This window comes from Streptosporangium sp. NPDC050148 (genome assembly GCF_055586505.1).
The window spans coordinates 120480-136841 of record NZ_JBVJIA010000025.1 but is presented as its reverse complement, the minus strand read 5'-3'; the positions used below and the strand labels follow the sequence as shown (position 1 = coordinate 136841).

The 16362-nt window shown below is 71.4% G+C and carries 13 protein-coding genes; 2 read left to right on the top strand and 11 right to left on the bottom strand.

Annotation, left to right across the window (positions count from 1 at the left end; genetic code table 11):
- Positions 1 to 204: 204 nt before the first annotated feature.
- The 3 genes from ACZ6RT_RS26610 to ACZ6RT_RS26600 form a co-directional block, all read right to left on the bottom strand.
- Positions 205 to 1263: a threonine aldolase family protein gene (locus ACZ6RT_RS26610; RefSeq protein ID WP_470156824.1), complete on the bottom strand. Its 1059-nt coding sequence runs from the start codon at positions 1261 to 1263 to the stop codon at positions 205 to 207.
- A 301-nt stretch (positions 1264 to 1564) separates the two neighbouring features.
- Positions 1565 to 2518, bottom strand: coding sequence for a D-alanine--D-alanine ligase family protein (locus ACZ6RT_RS26605; protein WP_344892417.1), 954 nt, complete (start codon positions 2516 to 2518; stop codon positions 1565 to 1567).
- 487 nt (positions 2519 to 3005) lie between these two features.
- Positions 3006 to 4238, bottom strand: coding sequence for a PLP-dependent aminotransferase family protein (locus ACZ6RT_RS26600; RefSeq protein WP_399190628.1), 1233 nt, complete (start codon positions 4236 to 4238; stop codon positions 3006 to 3008).
- Positions 4239 to 4536: 298 nt separating this feature from the next.
- Between ACZ6RT_RS26600 and ACZ6RT_RS26595 the strand changes: the two genes are divergently transcribed.
- The gene (locus tag ACZ6RT_RS26595; RefSeq protein ID WP_399190308.1) at positions 4537 to 5157 is read left to right on the top strand and encodes a GNAT family N-acetyltransferase; all 621 of its coding nucleotides are present in this window, start codon (positions 4537 to 4539) and stop codon (positions 5155 to 5157) included.
- Between the two features lie 245 nt (positions 5158 to 5402).
- Here ACZ6RT_RS26595 and trxA read toward each other — a convergent pair whose 3' ends face one another.
- The 8 genes from trxA to ACZ6RT_RS26555 all read right to left on the bottom strand — a co-directional run bounded on the left by trxA (position 5403) and on the right by ACZ6RT_RS26555 (position 14784).
- Positions 5403 to 5726 (bottom strand): thioredoxin, encoded by a 324-nt coding sequence (trxA, locus tag ACZ6RT_RS26590; protein WP_344892423.1) that lies wholly within the window; start codon positions 5724 to 5726, stop codon positions 5403 to 5405.
- Positions 5727 to 5829: 103 nt separating this feature from the next.
- On the bottom strand, positions 5830 to 6765 hold the full coding sequence (trxB, locus tag ACZ6RT_RS26585; RefSeq protein WP_470156832.1) for a thioredoxin-disulfide reductase: 936 nt from the start codon (positions 6763 to 6765) through the stop codon (positions 5830 to 5832).
- Positions 6766 to 7001: 236 nt separating this feature from the next.
- Entirely contained in the window at positions 7002 to 7898 is an 897-nt protein-coding gene (locus ACZ6RT_RS26580) for a zf-HC2 domain-containing protein (protein WP_470156821.1), read from the bottom strand.
- Positions 7888 to 8478, bottom strand: a complete 591-nt coding sequence (gene sigM, locus ACZ6RT_RS26575) for an RNA polymerase sigma factor SigM (RefSeq protein ID WP_399190304.1) — start codon at positions 8476 to 8478, stop codon at positions 7888 to 7890. The genes ACZ6RT_RS26580 and sigM overlap by 11 nt, the downstream gene beginning before the upstream one ends.
- A 168-nt stretch (positions 8479 to 8646) precedes the next feature.
- Positions 8647 to 10173 carry a protein kinase family protein gene (locus ACZ6RT_RS26570; RefSeq protein WP_470156820.1) on the bottom strand — a complete coding sequence of 509 codons (1527 nt, stop codon included), beginning with the start codon at positions 10171 to 10173 and terminating at the stop codon, positions 8647 to 8649.
- Positions 10174 to 10368: 195 nt separating this feature from the next.
- Entirely contained in the window at positions 10369 to 11973 is a 1605-nt protein-coding gene (gene murJ / locus ACZ6RT_RS26565) for a murein biosynthesis integral membrane protein MurJ (RefSeq protein WP_470156818.1), read from the bottom strand.
- A gap of 92 nt (positions 11974 to 12065) precedes the next feature.
- On the bottom strand, positions 12066 to 14216 hold the full coding sequence (locus ACZ6RT_RS26560; RefSeq protein WP_470156816.1) for a hypothetical protein: 2151 nt from the start codon (positions 14214 to 14216) through the stop codon (positions 12066 to 12068).
- 46 nt (positions 14217 to 14262) lie between these two features.
- The gene (locus ACZ6RT_RS26555; protein WP_399190296.1) at positions 14263 to 14784 is read right to left on the bottom strand and encodes an aminoacyl-tRNA deacylase; all 522 of its coding nucleotides are present in this window, start codon (positions 14782 to 14784) and stop codon (positions 14263 to 14265) included.
- A 160-nt stretch (positions 14785 to 14944) separates the two neighbouring features.
- Here ACZ6RT_RS26555 and ACZ6RT_RS26550 point away from each other — a divergent pair, with 160 nt between their 5' ends.
- Entirely contained in the window at positions 14945 to 16342 is a 1398-nt protein-coding gene (locus ACZ6RT_RS26550) for a CCA tRNA nucleotidyltransferase (protein ID WP_399190624.1), read from the top strand.
- Positions 16343 to 16362: the final 20 nt, after the last annotated feature.

Genomic DNA, 16362 nt, shown 5'->3' with positions numbered 1-16362 from the left:
CTCCAGCGCCTGCCACTCGGCGTCCGTCAGCTCATAGCGTCGCACCACGTCTTACATACTGCACGATTCCCAACCACTTTGACGACACGCCCTAGGACTCCCGAAGACCCAGGACCTTGCGAAGACCAGAACCCTCCGAAGACCCAGGACCTCCCTGATGCCCAGGACCCCGTGAAGACCCGGGACCCCCTGAGCCCTGACGGCTCACGAACGAGCGGCTCCCTGGACGGCGAGCCTGATGTCGGCGACGAAGGTGTCGATGTGCTCGGGGGTGGTGTCGAAGGCGGTCACCCAGCGGACCACGTTCTCGGCGGCGTCCCAGACGTGGAAGAGGTGGCGCTGCATCAGCTCCGCGATGACCTTCTCCGGGAGGATCGGGAAGACGGCGTTGGACTGCACGGGGTAGCGGAGCGAGACGCCGGGAAGATCCGCGATCCCCTCGGCCAGCCGGTGGGCCATGGCGTTGGCGTGAGCGGCGTTGTCGCGCCAGAGCTCGTCGGTGAGGAGAGCGGTGAGCTGGACGGAGACGAAACGCATCTTGGAGGCCAGCTGCATGCCCTGCTTGCGGAGGAACGGCGCCGAGGCGTCCAGCTCCGGCCGGAGGATCACGAGCGCCTCGGCTCCCATGGCGCCGTTCTTGGTGCCCCCGAAGCTGAGGAGGTCCACGCCCACGTCCGCGGTGAGGGAGCGGAGCGAGCAGCCCAGCTCCGCCGCCGCATTGGCCAACCTGGCGCCGTCCATGTGAAGGAAGAGGCCGTGCTCGTGCGCGAACTCGGCGAGCCGCTCGATCTCCTCCGGGGTGTAGCAGGTGCCGCACTCGGTCACCTGTGAGATGGAGATGACGCGGGGCTGGGAGTGCTGGGTGTTGCCCACCGCCGCCAGCTCGCCCCGGAGGTCATCGGGGGAGATCTTGCCGTCCGTCGTGGGGACGGGGATCAGCTTGCAGCCCAGCACGCGCTCGGGGGCGCCGCCCTCGTTGGTGTTGATGTGGGCGGTGGCGGGGCAGAGCACCGCGTCGTACGGGCGGAGGGCGAGCCCGAGGCCCACGACGTTGGCACCGGTGCCGTTGAACATCGGGTAGGTGGTCGCCTGAGGGCCGAACGCGCCGCGGAAGGCCTCTTCCATCGCGGCGGTCCAGGGGTCCCCGCCGTACGCGGGAGCGTCCCCGGCGTTCGCGTCGAAGATGGCGGAGAGAACCGCGGGGTGCACGCCCGTGTGGTTGTCGCTGGCGAAGCTCTTGGGGAATGAGGTGGAGGTCTGCACACGGCCAGCGTAGGGGGAGACCGGATCGCCATGCCTCGCGCGTCCAGATGTCACCCCCTACGCCGTGACCGAAGGCCCTGCTTTCCACCCCCGGCCGTCGCCCTCCCCGGCAAGGCCCAGTAAGGCCCGGCAAGAGCCATGGCCCGGCGAGGCCCGAACCGACCGGAACCCTAGCTGACCGGAGCCCGAATCGACCGGAACCGGAACCGACCGGAAACCGGGCCGGTTCCACGTGACACGACCGGCCGGTTCCACGTGACAGGGTCATCGGCGACCGGCCGAGGGACGGACGGGCAGGCGATCAGGCGCCGCGGGCCGCGGCCTGCTCCAGCAGGACCCGGCAGAGGGTCCCCAGGTCGTCCCCGGCCGCCTCGGCGGCCATGGGCAGCAGGGAGGTCTCGGTCATACCGGGGGCGACGTTGACCTCCAGGAAGTGCGGCAGCCCGTCGGCGTCGACGATCAGGTCGGTGCGGGAGACGTCCCGGAGACCGAGGGCGGTGTGCGCGGTCACGGCCATCTCCGCACAGGCCGCCGACGCCTCGGGCGAGAGGCGGGCCGGGGCGAAGAACTCCGTGTGCCCGGCGGTGTAGCGGGCCGCGTAGTCGTACACCCCCTCGTTGGGGACGATCTCCACCGGGGGCAGGGCCACGGGCCCGTCCCCGAGGTCGACCACGGAGACGGCGACCTCGACCCCCTCGATGCAGCGCTCGATCAGCGCGGTGTCGCCGTACGCGAAGCAGCCCACCATGGCCGCGGGAAGCTCCTCGGCGGAGCGGACGACCGAGGCGCCGAGCGCCGACCCGCCACGGGACGGCTTGACGAAGAGCGGCAGGCCGAGCCGGTCCACGATGCGGGCCAGCACGGCGGAGGCGCCGAGGTCGTGGAAGGTCTCCTTGGGCAGGGTCACCGACGCCGGGGTCCGCAGCCCGACGGAGCGTACGACCGTCTTGGCGGTGGGCTTGTCGTAGGCGACCCGGCAGGCGTCGGGACCGGCGCCCACGTACGGGATGGAGAGGAGTTCCAGCACCGAGCGGATGGCGCCGTCCTCCCCCGCGCCGCCGTGCAGGGTCACGAAGACCGCGTCCGGCGGGTCGGCGAGCACGGCGGGCACCAGCGACGCGTCCGTGTCCCTGGTCTCCACGGAGATGCCCGCCCCCCGGAGCACCTCGCTCACCCGGCGGCCGGAGCGCAGCGAGACCTCCCGCTCGTAGGAGAGGCCGCCCGCCAGGACGAGCACGTGGCCCAGATCACTCATCAGTTACCTCCAGCGTCCAGACCCCGGCCTCGGGCCGGGGAGAAACGCGGCGCGGTGCCGCACGGATCGGTGACGTCTCCGGTGGCGACGACGACCGGACCGTCAGGTGTGAACGGTGGTCCCCCTCGTCACCGGGCCGGCGGCGAGGGGGACCACCGCGCACCGGCGCAGAAGGTCACCGTACGGCACCGGCGGGGAGAGCTCGTGCCGCCGGTGCCCACAGGCGCGAGGCGTCCCCGGCGACCGTCACCGGCACCCGGTGAGGAACGCCCGCCGGGCACGAGGGCGCGGGCGTGCCGCAGGGACCGGCACGACCGCGCGACGCGGAGGCGGACGTGGTCACCGGCGCCAGGAACCACCCGGACGTGGTCACCGGCGCCGGGACGAGCACCGGGACATGGTCACCGGCGCCCGGACGAGTACCGGAGGCGGGAACGGACGGGATCGCCCGGACCGCGACGGCGAGCGGGCCCGGCCGGCCCCGGGGTCAGGCGAGGTCGGGTGCGGGGGTGTCGACCCCGGCCCGTTCCGGGGAAGACCCGGTGCCGAACGTGTCGCGCAGGCGGAGCTCCTGCTCGATCACCCCGGCCAGGCGGCGGACGCCCTCGCGGATGCGGTCCGGCTCCGGATAGCAGTAGGAGAGCCGCATGTGCCGCGCCCCGCTGCCGTCGGAGAAGAACCCGGTCCCCGGCACGAAGGCCACCCGCTCGGCGACGGCCCGGGGCAGGAGGGCCTTGGAGTCCAGCCCCTCCGGCAGGGTCGCCCAGACGAAGAACCCGCCCGCCGGACGGGTCCAGGTGACGCCCGCGGGCATCTGGGCCTCCAGCGAGGAGAGCATGGTGTCGCGTCGCTCGCGGTACAGCTCCCTGAACGTCTTGATCTGCTCGCGCCAGGGCTGCGTGGCCAGGTACTGGCCGACGGCGAGCTGGGTGAAGGAGGAGTGCGACAGCACCGCGGACTCCATCGCCAGCACCAGCTTCTCCCGGATGGCGTGCGGGGCGAGCGCCCAGCCGACCCGGAAGCCCGGGGCCAGCGTCTTGGAGAACGAGCCGAGGTAGACCACGCCGTCGGCGTTGTCGGCGCGCAGCGTCCGCATGGGCTCGCCGTCGAAGCCGAGCATGCCGTACGGGTTGTCCTCGACGATCAGCACGTCGGCCCGCTGGCAGATCTCCAGGACCTGCTGCCGGCGCTCGGCGCTGAGGGTGACCCCGGCGGGGTTCTGGAAGGTGGGGATCGTGTAGAGGAACTTGATCCGGTTGCCGGCGCTCTTCAGCGCGTAGACGGTCTGGGCCAGCGACTCGGGGACGATCCCCTCGGAGTCCATGGCGATGTGGATGACCTTGGCCTGGTAGGCGGCGAAGGTGCCGAGCGCCCCGACGTAGGAGGGCCCCTCGGCGAGCACCACGTCACCCGGGTCGATGAAGATGCGCGTGATCAGATCCAGGGCCTGCTGGGAGCCGACGGTCACCACGACGTCGTCGGAGTTGGCCTCGATGCCCTCCATCCGCATGACGTCGCAGATCTGCTCGCGCAGGTGCGGGTCGCCCTGGCCGGAGCCGTACTGCAGCGCGACCGGGCCGCGCCGGGCGATCAGGTCGGCGACCAGCTCCCCGACGACGTCCAGGGGCAGGGCGGTGACGTAGGGCATTCCGCCGGCGAGCGAGACCACCTCGGGCCTCGACGCGACGGAGAAGAGAGCTCGGATCTCGGAGGCGACCATCCCGGTTGCGCGGGCCGCGTAGCGGTCGACGTAGGAGTCGATGCGCGACCCCTGGGCGGGGGCGATGGCCTGACCGTGATCTTTGTTCTGGGGCACGGTCCACCTCCTAGGTTGTTGGAGCACAAAAGGGCTCATGCTTGAGAAACCAGGTTACGTCAGGGGTTGTAGTCGTCTGCGTGTGGGGACTGGACCTCCTGAAACCAGGACCCGCACTGGGCTACGATGCCAGCTGAGGACGCCGTTTTCGCGCGTTTTTCGCCATGGCTTGCACTCGTCTCGCCAGGATTGGGGCCAACAGGTGTCGCGTCGGCTGGCAAACGTCACCCTCGACAATCTCGACGACCTGCCGCGCCGCTGCCGCCGGTGCGTCTTCTGGGAACTGGATCCGGTCAACGCCGAACGCGCCGTGAAGGCGGGGGACCCCGGGCTGGAGAAGGAGGCCTGGATCTCCTCCACCCTGCTGGAGTGGGGAAGCTGCGGGAAGATCGTCTACGTGGACGGGGTGGCGGCCGGCTTCGTGCTGTACGCGCCGCCGCACTACGTGCCCCGCGCGGTGGCCTTCCCGACCTCGCCGGTCAGCGCGGACGCGGTGCTGCTGATGACCGCGCACATCATCCCGGAGTTCTCCGGCGGCGGCCTGGGCCGGATGCTGGTCCAGGGCGTGGCCAAGGACCTGACCCGGCGCGGCGTACGGGCGATCGAGGCGTTCGGCGACCTGAAGTGGGAGCAGCCGGGCGCGTGCCTGATGCCCGCCGACTACCTGCTGTCCGTGGGGTTCAAGACGGTACGGCCGCATCTGCGCTTCCCGCGCCTGCGGCTGGAGCTCAAGAACGCCGTCTCGTGGCGTGAGGACGTCGAGGTGGCACTGGAGAGGCTGCTGGGGTCCATGAGCCCGGAGAGGGCCCTGCGACCCGTCTGAGAGCCCTCTGGGCCCCGTCCCGGGTCCCGTCCGGGTGCTGAAGGACGCTGCTCGATCCGCGACGACGTCCGGCCTTCCGCGGGAGGGCCCGGTGGGCCGTGTTCGTCGGGGCCACGAGGGGCCACGAGAGGCCCGGACATGGGAAGGCCCCCCGCGTGGGACGGGGGGCCTTCCTGTGGGTGGGTGTGCCGCTCGGAAGCGGGTGATACGGCGGTGGCCGTGGGGAGCCGCCTGCCGCAGGGGGCCTAGATGATGCCCTCGAGCTCGCGAAGCAGCATGGCCTTCGGCTTGGCGCCGATGATCTGCTTCACGACCTCTCCGTTCTTATAGACGTTCAGGGTGGGAATCTGGAGTACGCCGTAATTGCTCGCCGTTGTCGGGTTCTCGTCGACGTTCAGCTTGACGACGGTCAGCTTCTCGGCCTGCTCCCCGGCGATCTCCTCGAGGATCGGCGCGACCTGCCGGCACGGGCCGCACCACTCGGCCCAGAAGTCGACGATGACGGGCTTGTCGCTCTTGAGGACGTCGGCGTCGAAGCTGGCGTCGGTCACGTTCTTGATGCTGCCCAAGGCTCCTGCTCTCCCTTGCTCCCGGTACTACTGCACTACCTGTAACTACGTGGGGCCGCTCACTACGTGGGGCCGTCGAACCGGCCGGTGCCGCGGACCGGTGTCAGGCGTGGCCGCGCTCGGCCAGCCAGCGCTCGGAGTCGAGCGACGCGGCACAGCCGGTGCCCGCGGCGGTGATCGCCTGACGGTAGATGTGGTCGACGACGTCGCCCGCGGCGAAGACGCCGTCCAGGTTGGTACGGGTCGTGGGGGCCTCGACCTTGACGTAGCCCTCGTCGTCCAGCTCCACCTGGCCCTTGAAGAGCTCGTTGCGGGGGTCGTGGCCGATCGCGATGAACAGGCCGGTGGCGGCCAGGTCGGTCTCCGCGCCGGTCTTGAGGTTGCGCACCCGCACCCCGCTCACCTTGTTCTCGCCCAGCACGTCCACCACCTCGCTGTCCCAGAGGAAGCGGATCTTCTCGTTCGCGAACGCGCGGTCCTGCATGATCTTGCTGGCGCGCAGCTCGTCACGACGGTGCACGACGGTGACCGAGGAGGCGAAGCGGGTGAGGAAGATGGCCTCCTCCATGGCGGTGTCGCCGCCGCCCACGACCACGATGTCCTGGCCGCGGAAGAAGAAGCCGTCACAGGTGGCACACCAGGAGACGCCGTGGCCGGACAGCCGCTTCTCGTTCGGCACCCCCAGCTCCCGGTAGCCGGAGCCGGTGGCCAGGATGACGGACCTGGCGAGGTAGGTGTCGGTGGCGGTCTTGACGACCTTGGGGTCGGCGGTCAGGTCGACCTCGACGACGTCGTCGGCGATCAGCTCGGCACCGAACCGGTCGGCCTGCTTGCGCAGCCCGTCCATCAGGTCGGGCCCCATGATGCCGTCGGGGAAGCCGGGGAAGTTCTCCACCTCGGTGGTGTTCATCAGGGCGCCGCCCGCGGTGACCGACCCCTCGAAGACCAGGGGCTTCAGCTCGGCACGCGCGGAGTACACCGCCGCCGTGTAGCCGGCGGGACCCGATCCGATGATGATCACATTCCGGACGTCCATCAGTACTCGCGCCTCTCCCTGTGTCGTTGCCACCGGCGTCAACAGATCCTAGGCGCCGGTGATTCCCGCCCGGTGCGCCGGACGGGCCGGTCGGTGAAAACCGGCGGGGCCCGGTACGGATCGAATCCGTACCGGGCCCCGCGTGAAACCTCGGTCCGGGCGGTGGATCATCCGCCGCCGGGGACCTCGCGCCACCTCGTGCGCCCCTGTGTGCCGGTGTCAGGCCGCTGTGGCGCCGGTCACCTCCAGCGGGCGAGACCGGGCTTCCTCACCACGTCGCACTGCGGTCCCACCACGTGGACGCTCACCCTGTTCCTGGCCTTGTCCTTCCAGAACAGCAGGATGTTGGCCTCCTGGCCGTTGTAGAGGGCCTGGTCCACGGCGAAGGGCGACGTGCCGACCTTGGCGGAGACCTGCTTGACGCACCTGTCGATCCCGGACTTGCCCCCGGTCCCGAGGATGGTCGCCGGGCCGATGTAGTCGAGCAGCGAACCCCGCAGTTCGGCGTCGGTGTAGTTGTAGTTGCTCTCGGTCAGCGTGTACCCGCCCCTGTCCGCCGCGACGGGCGGGGGCACCGCAGGTCCGGTGGGGTCGGACGCGGTGAGCGTCCCGGTCGCCAGCGCGGTCGCGCCGATCACCGCGGCCGCGGCGCCCGCCGCCACCGCGGGCATCGCCCAGCGGCGTGGCCGGCTCGCGCGCCGCCTGGCCGGGACCACGGGGGTCACGGTGCCGTCGTCGCCGACGACTCCCAGCCGCACGGGCTCGGGTGCCGCCTCCTGCTGGGCGGCGGGAACGCTCTCCCAGGGCGCCGGTTCGGACGAGGTCGTCGTCTCCCACGGCGCGTCGCGCATGATGTCGTCCCAGGCCGGTGCCTCCACCAGCCCCACTCCACCTCCACGGAAGCTCTCTGCCTCGGCGGCCAGCGCGCGGTCGATCCTCAGCGCGACTCCCATCGGCATCGCCGGTGTGGGCGTCGCCGCGAGCATCTCGCGGACCGCCGCCAGGTCGGCCAGGCTTTCGCCACACGGATCGCAGATCGCGAGATGCTCGCGTACCCGCATGGCCGTGGTGTCGTCGAGGAGCCCCTCGGCCAGTTCGGCCAAGATCTCCAAGTCGTAGTGCGTATCAGCCGTCACGAAGTTCTGCTCCCTTCGCGGATGAGACGCGGGTCAGGTCCGATCGGTTCCGCAAATGGGAAAGAATCGGGGCGAGCTTCGCCCGGCCGCGCGCGCATCGGCTCTTCACCGTGCCGCTCGGCACCTCCAGGACCTGGGCCGCGTCTTCGACCGAGTAACCCATCATGTCCACGAGCACCAGCGCGGCGCGCTGGTCGGAGGGCAGCAGCTTCAGGGCCGCCGACACCTCCATGGACACCTCGCGCTCGGACGTCTGGTCGAGCACGGGGGTCTCGCGCTCCGCGGCCTCGACGAGCTCGTCGTCGGCCACCGGGCGCACCGATTTCCTGCGCATGCGGTCCAGGCAGGCGTTGACCACGATCCGGTGCAGCCACGTGGTCACCGCCGCCTCGCCGCGGAAGGTCCCGGCCTTGCGATAGGCCGAGACGAAGGCGTCCTGAACGGCATCGGCCGCTTCGTCGGGGTCGCCCAGCGTGCGCAGGGCGACGGCCCACATGCGGTCCCGATGTCGCTTGACGATCTCGCTGAAGGCGTGCGGATCACCGGCGATGTGCCGGGTGAGCAGCTCGGCGTCGGGCACGGGGGCCTTTGCCGTCTGCTCATCCGCCGCCGGCGGGGTGTCTGGTGGGGAATTCACAAGGAGAGTCCTGCTGCCGATCCGGGGAGAACACCACTACGGGATAGATGGTGCCATGGATTCATCGAAGATCTGCAAGAAGACGGTTAAAACAGATCGAATCAGCTGATGTCACTTGGTCGCGAGAACCTTCGCCTCCACCACCTGGCCGCGGTACCCCTCGGCGGACGAGGGCATCTCGGTGAACCAGACGAGCACGTAGCGGCCCTTCTTCGGGGCCGGGGCGGTGAACGTCTTCTTGCCCGAGAGCCCGCTGAACTTCTCGACCACGCTCAGGGAGCCCAGCTCGGCCGAGTCGCCGATCCGCAGCTCCGCGGCGCCGCCCGAGGTGTCGCCGAAGTCGACCGAGACCTGCTTGACCGGGACGCTCTTCCCCAGGTCCAGGAGCAGGCCGACGCCCTTCTTGAGCCGCCCGAAGTCGGCGGAGTCGTAGGTCTCGGAGTGCCAGTCGGTGGACTCCTTCCCGTCGACCGCGCCCGAGGTCCACCTGCTGCCCTCCTCCCGGTCGCCCAGCGGGTCGAAGCCGATGACCGCAGAGGGCTTCACCTCCCGGGTGGCGGCGGCCGTGGTCGGCGTGGGCGTGGTGCTGCGCTCACCGGGGGACGGGGTGCCCGCGTTGCCGATGCTGCGGCCCAGCGTCCAGGCGCCCAGCCCGACGGCCACCATCACCAGCAGCACGACCACGGTCATGGCGACCTTGTTGAGCATCCCGCCACCGGCGGGGCGGGAGCCCTGGTGGTGCTGCGGCCGGTGATGGTGCTGCGGGGGCGGCGCGTGGTGGCGGGGCGCCTCGGTCTCGACGCCCTCGGAGCGGGAGGCCGCCACCGGCAGCGAGGTCATGGGCATCGGGGCCGGCATCGGCATCGGGCTGGGCCTGGCCACCGAGGCCAGGGCCTCGGCGAAGTCGGCCGGTGTGGTCAGCGGCTCCAGCGAGCGCCGGGTCTCCGGCAGGATCGCCCGGCAGACGATGGCGTCGAGGTAGCCGGGAACGCCCGCGGTGACCTGGCGGGGCGTGCAGAAGTGCCCGTCGCCCATGGGCGCCACGGGAAGCCCGCCGCCGTCGCGCTCGTCCCCGGGCCAGTGGCCGGTGAGCCCGGCGTACAGCAGCCGGCCCAGGCCCTCGGTGTCGGAGCGGGCCGGATCGTCGCTGGTCACGTCGTTCAGGACCGCGTCCACCCCGAGGCCCAGCAGCTTGACCGTGCCGCCCGCCGTCCACACCAGCTGCTCGGGGGTCAGGCACAGGTGGGCGAGGTTCGCCTCGTGCGCGTGGGCCATGGCCTCGGCGGCCTCGGCGACCATCGCGGCGGCCCGCTCCGGGTCGAGCGGGCCACCGGCGATCATGTCGCCGAAGGTCTCACCGCTCACCCACTCGCTGACCACGTAGGAGTGGCCGTCGTCCTCGGTCGCGTCGAAGACCTGGGTCAGGCGGGGGTCGGTCAGCCGGCTGGCCACCCGGGCCGCCGTGACGACCTCGTTCAGGCGGGGGAAGTCGGCGTCGAAGGTGTGGACGGCGACGGGCCGGGCGAGCACCTCGTCGATGGCCTTCCACAGCGTGGCCCCGCCCGCCTCGTGGACGCGGTCCTCAAGGCGGAAACGCTCGGCAAGCTTGGTGCCGGGCTCGACCGTGGGTGAGCTCATACCTGCCCCGCATCCGAGAGCACGACGGCACCACGCCAGGTCGGCACGTCACGACACATCACGCGATGCTGGGTGGATCCGCCCACGCCCTCCTGCTTCCATTAGCCGCATGTCACCACACGCGTCGCACCATGGTAGTCCCGCACCGGTTCCGCCCGTGTTCGCCTTGTCAGACGTTTGAGACAAGCCTTTGGCTTACCGGCCTACCCGTCCTGCCACCATTCCAACGATCGAACTCACTTCGGGGATGCGCATCCGGTGGGCGATCGCCAAGTAAAGAACCATACCGAGTCCGCCGCCCACCGCCAGCATGATGGCGGAGCTGAGCGCGTTCAGTCCGGTGAGTTCCCTGGTGAGCCAGAGCACGCCGAGCGCGAGACCGGCCGCCGGGAGCGCGGCCAGGTACATCCGGGACAGCCCGGCGGCCACTTCGCGCCCTCCCAGCCCCCCGACCCGGCGGGCGGCCAGCGTCCAGGCGACCGCGGTGCCCACCACGTAGGCGACGGTGAACGCCGCCGCCAGGCCCATCACCACGTAGCGGGCGGGCAGGACGTGGTACGCCACCAGGCTGAGCGAGGCGTTCACCGCCACGTTCCCCAGGGCCAGGAAGGCCGGGGTACGGGTGTCGCCGAAGGCGTAGAAGACCCGCAGCAGCAGCTGGAACAGGGAGAACGGGACCAGCGCCAGGCCGAAGATCTGCAGCACGTTGCCGATGTGGACCGCCGAGTCGACGGTCATGTTCCCCCACGAGAAGATCAACACGGTCACCGCGGGGCCCAGCACCATCAGCAGCAGCCCGGCCGGGACCAGCAGCACCGCCACCAGCCGCACCCCCGAGGCGAACTCCCCGGCGATCTCCGCAGGTCTTCCCTCGCTCACCGACCTGCTCATCCTGGGCAGCATGGCGGTGATCACCGAGACCGCGATGATCCCGTACGGCAGCTGGAAGAACTGGTAGGCGTAGGCGTAGGCCGAGTTGCCCGCGCCGGGCGCCCGCTCGCCCGCGCCCGTGGCGAGCCTGGTGGTGACCAGGAAACCGAGCTGGCTGATGCCGACGTAGGCGAACGTCCAGACCGCGGTCCGGCCCATCTCGCCGAGCCCGGCCTCGCGCAGGTCGAACCGGGGCCGGAAGCGGAAGCCGACCCGGTGCAGCGAGACGACCAGCACCAGGCACTGCGCCACGATGCCGGCGGTGGTGCCCAGCCCGAGCAGCAGCAGGTCGCCGTCGCTCACCGTGTCCACGTCGGTGCCCGCGTCGCCGAGCTTCACGTAGTAGAAGATCGCCACGCCGATCATCACGATGTTGTTGAGCACCGGCGCCCACATCGGCGCGGCGAACCTGTCGCGGGTGTTGAGGATCGCGCCCGCGATCGCGCCGATCCCGAAGAAGGCGATCTGCGGCAGGATGTAGTGCGCCAGGGTGACCGCGACCTCGATCTTCCTGGCGTTCCAGCCGGTGCTGTAGAGGCCGATCAGCGGGCCGGCCAGCGCCGTCGCGACCAGCGCCAGCACGGTCAGCGCGAGGACGCCCAGCGTCATCAGGCGCTGCTCGTAGGCCCGGCCGCCGTCGGGGTCGCTGCGCTGCCGCCGGACGATCATCGGGATCACGACGCTGCTCAGGACCCCGCCGATGAGCAGGTCGAACAGGACGAGCGGGATCGTGTACGCCACGTTGTAGGCGTCGCCCAGCGCGAAGGTGCCGATGGCCGCGGCGAGCACCGCCGTCCTGACGAAACCGGTGACGCGCGAGACCATCGTCCCCGCGGCCATGATCGCGCTCGCGCGCAGGACCCTGCTCATGCGCTCTCCTCCGCCGGGGGGCTCAGGACTGTTCGGGGGGCTGTCGGGGGATCGTTCGGGACCGCTCGGGGCCGTTCAGGACTCAGGACCGCTCACGACTCCGTGCCGGCCGGCTCGCGCTCGCGCTCCGCCGGCGCTGCGACCGGGGGACGGCGGCCTCCCCGCCGGCGCAGGACGCGCAGCACCACGGCGGCCAGCATCACCACCAGGGCCGCCCCGACGATGACCAGCGCGACCGCGGTGTAGCCGGTGGTGCGCACGGTCAACTCGATCGGCTCGCCGTACGCGCGGCCGTCGTCGGTGGTGAGCTGGACCCTCACGGTGGTCTGGCCGCTGGCCGTGGTCGAGGTCATCGGGATCCGGACGGTCTGGTTCTGGCCGCCCTGGATCACCATCCGGTCCTCGTACGGCTCGATCCGAAGCAGTTCGGGCTGGGCGGAGGTCACCCGCAGGCGGACCACCACCCGGCCGGCGTCGCCGCGGCCCAGCTGGTTGCGCACGCTGATCGGCACGTCGCCGTCGCGTCCGGCCAGGGTGCGCAGCCGCGACTGCTCGCTGCCGGTGATGGTGACCATGGCGATCCGGCCGTCGACCGCCTCCCCGACCTGCTCGACGTACGGCGCCGCGGCGTTGGTCCGGCCGCGCCAGGCCGAGGAGACCAGCCGCAGCATCGCGAGGTCGAAGGCGTCGAGGTCCACCGCGGTCGTGACGGCGGCGGTCAGGTCGGCGCGGGCGCCGACCTTCTTGACGGCGGTCATGTACGACCTGGGCAGCTCCTGGCGCCGGTCCTGCTCGGTGTAGGTCAGCCCGGCACGGGGGACGGGGACGCCCTTGGCGGGCTTGACCGCGTCCAGCGTGACCGGCGCCAGCCAGGGCAGGGCGGCGGCGGTCTTCAGCAGGCCGGTCACGTACCCGGGTTCGGGGTCCCAGCGGCGGTGCGGTACGGCGATCACGGTCCTGGTCGTGGTCACCGGCTCCGAGGCGATCATCGCCGTCTCCGCGATGAAGCGCCGGCGTCCGGCCAGGGCCGCGCCGGGGGTGGAGGTGTCCGCGCCGACGGTCTCGCTCAGGGGCTCGTCGGCGACCAGCGCGGTGACCGGGCCGGTGACGCCGTTCAGGGTCGCCGAGGCGTCCGGGGTGACGGCCGGGGCGGTGCCGGGCGGGGTGCCCGGGGGCGACGCCGGCGGCAGGTTCGGCGCGTTCAGCAGCACGGTGCCGACCCCGCCGGTGGCCAGCAGGTCCAGCCCGTCGTGGTCGACCATCCCGTCGACCGGCCAGTTCACGTTGGTGATCACGTCGCGGCCGAGGGTCTCCTTGGAGACGATCCGGGCCGCCTCGATCCCGGTCGCGGTGAGGTCGTCGACGCCGTTGTGGGCGAGCGCGAGCACGTCGGGGTCGCCGTACGGGGTGGCCACCACCGGGTGGTCGGCGACGGCGTCGCGGAAGCCGGACAGCCACCGGGCGGCCTCCGGGTTCGCCGGGCGCTGCTGGGTGCGGTCCTTGGTCCGCGCCGAGTGCGGCTTTCCCAGGGCGCGCGCGTCGTCGAGCAGGGCGGGGTCGACCACCCAGGTCAGCCCCTTGGCCTTCGCGGTGTCCTGGGCGATCGTGAGCAGGTCGCCCAGGCGTTTGCCGGGGGCCATGGCCGCGGGCAGGCCCTCGTCGGCGAAGACGGTGTCGCCGCTGCGGCGTGGCCGGTCGACGACGGGCAGCACCACGGCGAGCCGGGTGCGGGGGACCCGGACGTCGCGCGGCATGTAGGTCACGGTGGTGCGCAGGGCGGCGACCTGCTGCTGGAGGGCGTCGATCACCTCGACCACGACCGGGTAGACGCCGAAACGGGTGAGGCTGAGCCGCGCCGGGGTGATGGCGAACTCCCACGGCAGCTTCCCCGCGGGCGCGATCGGGGCCTGGATGTAGCTCTGGCAGCAGTACGCCCCCAGCGGGGGACTCTGCCCCGACTGGTAGGCGGTCAGCTCGTCGCGCCGCAGGAACGGCTGGGACGAGTAGCGCAGCTGGATGCGCAGCCCGGTCAGCGGCTCGCTGCCCGAGTTGACCAGAGATCCGGAGATCTTGATCTCGGTGGTCGGGTCACGCGGGACGTCCGGGCCGATCGCCTCCAGCACGACCTGCAGCCCCGCGCGGTTCACCGAGGCCGTCCGGGCGTTCGCCGTGCCCGGGACGACCACGGCCGCGGGCATGAGCAGCGTGGCGAGCAGGACGAGCAGCGCGGCCTTGTGGATCACGTTCCGGCCAGAGGTCGAGTACGGCGCACGACCGCAATGCTATGGCCTAACCGGCGAGGGGAAAGGTCGCCGACTCCCTCCGGGAAGCAGGCCGGGTCAGGTCGACGACCCTGCCCGCGACCAGTCTGAGCAGGTGATCGGCCCGGATCGACAGCGCCGTACGACGCTCTCCGGTGGGTACGTACACGGGCGTGGCGACACCGGTCAGCCGCTCGTCGACCAGCACGGTCAGGGCAGGGGGGAGCAGCAGCGGGCAGACCAGGCCGGCGGCGTAGTCGGTGGCGGAGTTGACGGTGAAGGCCGAGGCCGGGCGGACCCGCCGGGCGTTCAGCAGGCCGCCGATCACGCCGGGGCGAGGGGGCGTGCCGACCGAGCCGACGACCGCCACGGGCTCCCGGTCGGTCCGCGTGGTGACCTCGAAGACCGTGACCCCCACGCAGAGCTCCGGATCGGCCGCCAGCACCTCCGGCAGTTCGTCCGAACATGTCATCGCGCGAGGAAGGCGTACGATCTCATGATGGATCTGGTGGGCGAGGAGCCAGCGGTGGATCGTGAGCGCATCCTTCATGTGTGTGCTCCTTGCCTCGACGCACGGCCCCCGAGGTTCTCCTGACCGACCGTAACCTGATGATCGCACCAGGTGTATCTCCGCAGGGGAACATGTTCCGTAACCGAAGGACCTACCCGGCTTGTCCCTTTCAAATCTGACCCAGAGCCAGCGCCACGGCATGAGCGAGCTGTTCCGGAAGATCGCTCCTGTGACGGATGAGCTCGGCGAGCTCTTCGCCGCCCGGGGCTACCGGATCGCCCTCGTCGGAGGCTCGGTACGCGACGTCTTCCTGGGCAGGATCGGCAACGATCTCGACCTGACCACGGACGCCAGGCCCGAGACGGTCCTGGAGCTCGTCCGCGACTGGGCCGACTCCGTCTGGACGATCGGCATCGACTTCGGCACGGTCGGCGTCCGCAAGGGCGGCTGGCTGCTGGAGATCACCACCTACCGCAGCGAGTCCTACGACCCCAGGTCGCGCAAACCCGAGGTGGCCTACGGCGACACGCTCGAGGGCGACCTGGCCCGGCGCGACTTCGCGGTCAACGCGATGGCGCTGCGCCTGCCGTCGCGCGAGTTCGTCGACCCCTACGGCGGCCTGGACGACCTGCACGCCCGCGTGCTGCGCACCCCCGGCCCCCCGGAGCGCTCGTTCGGCGACGACCCGCTGCGGATGCTGCGCGCCGCCCGGTTCGCCAGCCAGCTCGGCTTCACGGTGGACGCGGCGGCGCTGGCCGCGATGGGCACCATGGCCGACCGGATCGACATCGTCTCGGCCGAGCGCATCCGCGACGAGCTGGACAAGCTGCTCTGCGGCGACCACCCGCGCGAGGGGCTCAGGCTCCTGGTCGACACCGGCCTGGCCGCGCACGTGCTGCCCGAGCTGCCCGGTCTGCGCCTGGAGATCGACGAGCACCACCGGCACAAGGACGTCTACGAGCACTCGCTGATCGTGCTGGAGCAGGCGATCGACCTGGAGGAGAACGGTCCCGACCGGATCCTGCGCTGGGCCGCGCTGCTGCACGACGTGGGCAAGCCCAAGACCCGGCGGCACGAGCCGGGCGGGCGGGTCTCCTTCCACCACCACGAGGTGGTCGGCGCCCAGCTGTCCAGGAAGCGGATGACCGAGCTGAAGTTCCCCAAGGACGTGGTGGCCGACGTCTCCCGCCTGGTGGAGCTGCACCTGCGCTTCCACGGGTACGGCTCGGGCGAGTGGACCGACTCGGCGGTGCGCCGCTACGTGCGCGACGCCGGGCACCTGCTGGAGCGGCTGCACAAGCTCACCCGGGCCGACTGCACCACCCGCAACCGGCGCAAGGCCCAGGCGCTGTCGGCGACCTACGACCAGCTGGAGGAGCGGATCGCCCGGCTGGCCGAGGAGGAGGAGCTCGGCAAGATCCGTCCCGAGCTCGACGGCAACGAGATCCAGCGGGTCCTCGGCCTGCCGCCGGGCCCGGCCGTGGGCCGCGCCTACCGGTTCCTGCTGGAGATGCGCCTGGACCGTGGCGTCATCGGCAGGCAGGCCGCCGAGGAGGCCCTGCGCGAGTGGGCCCGGGAGAACGGGGTGACCTCCTGACCGGCGTGCCCGGGTGACCG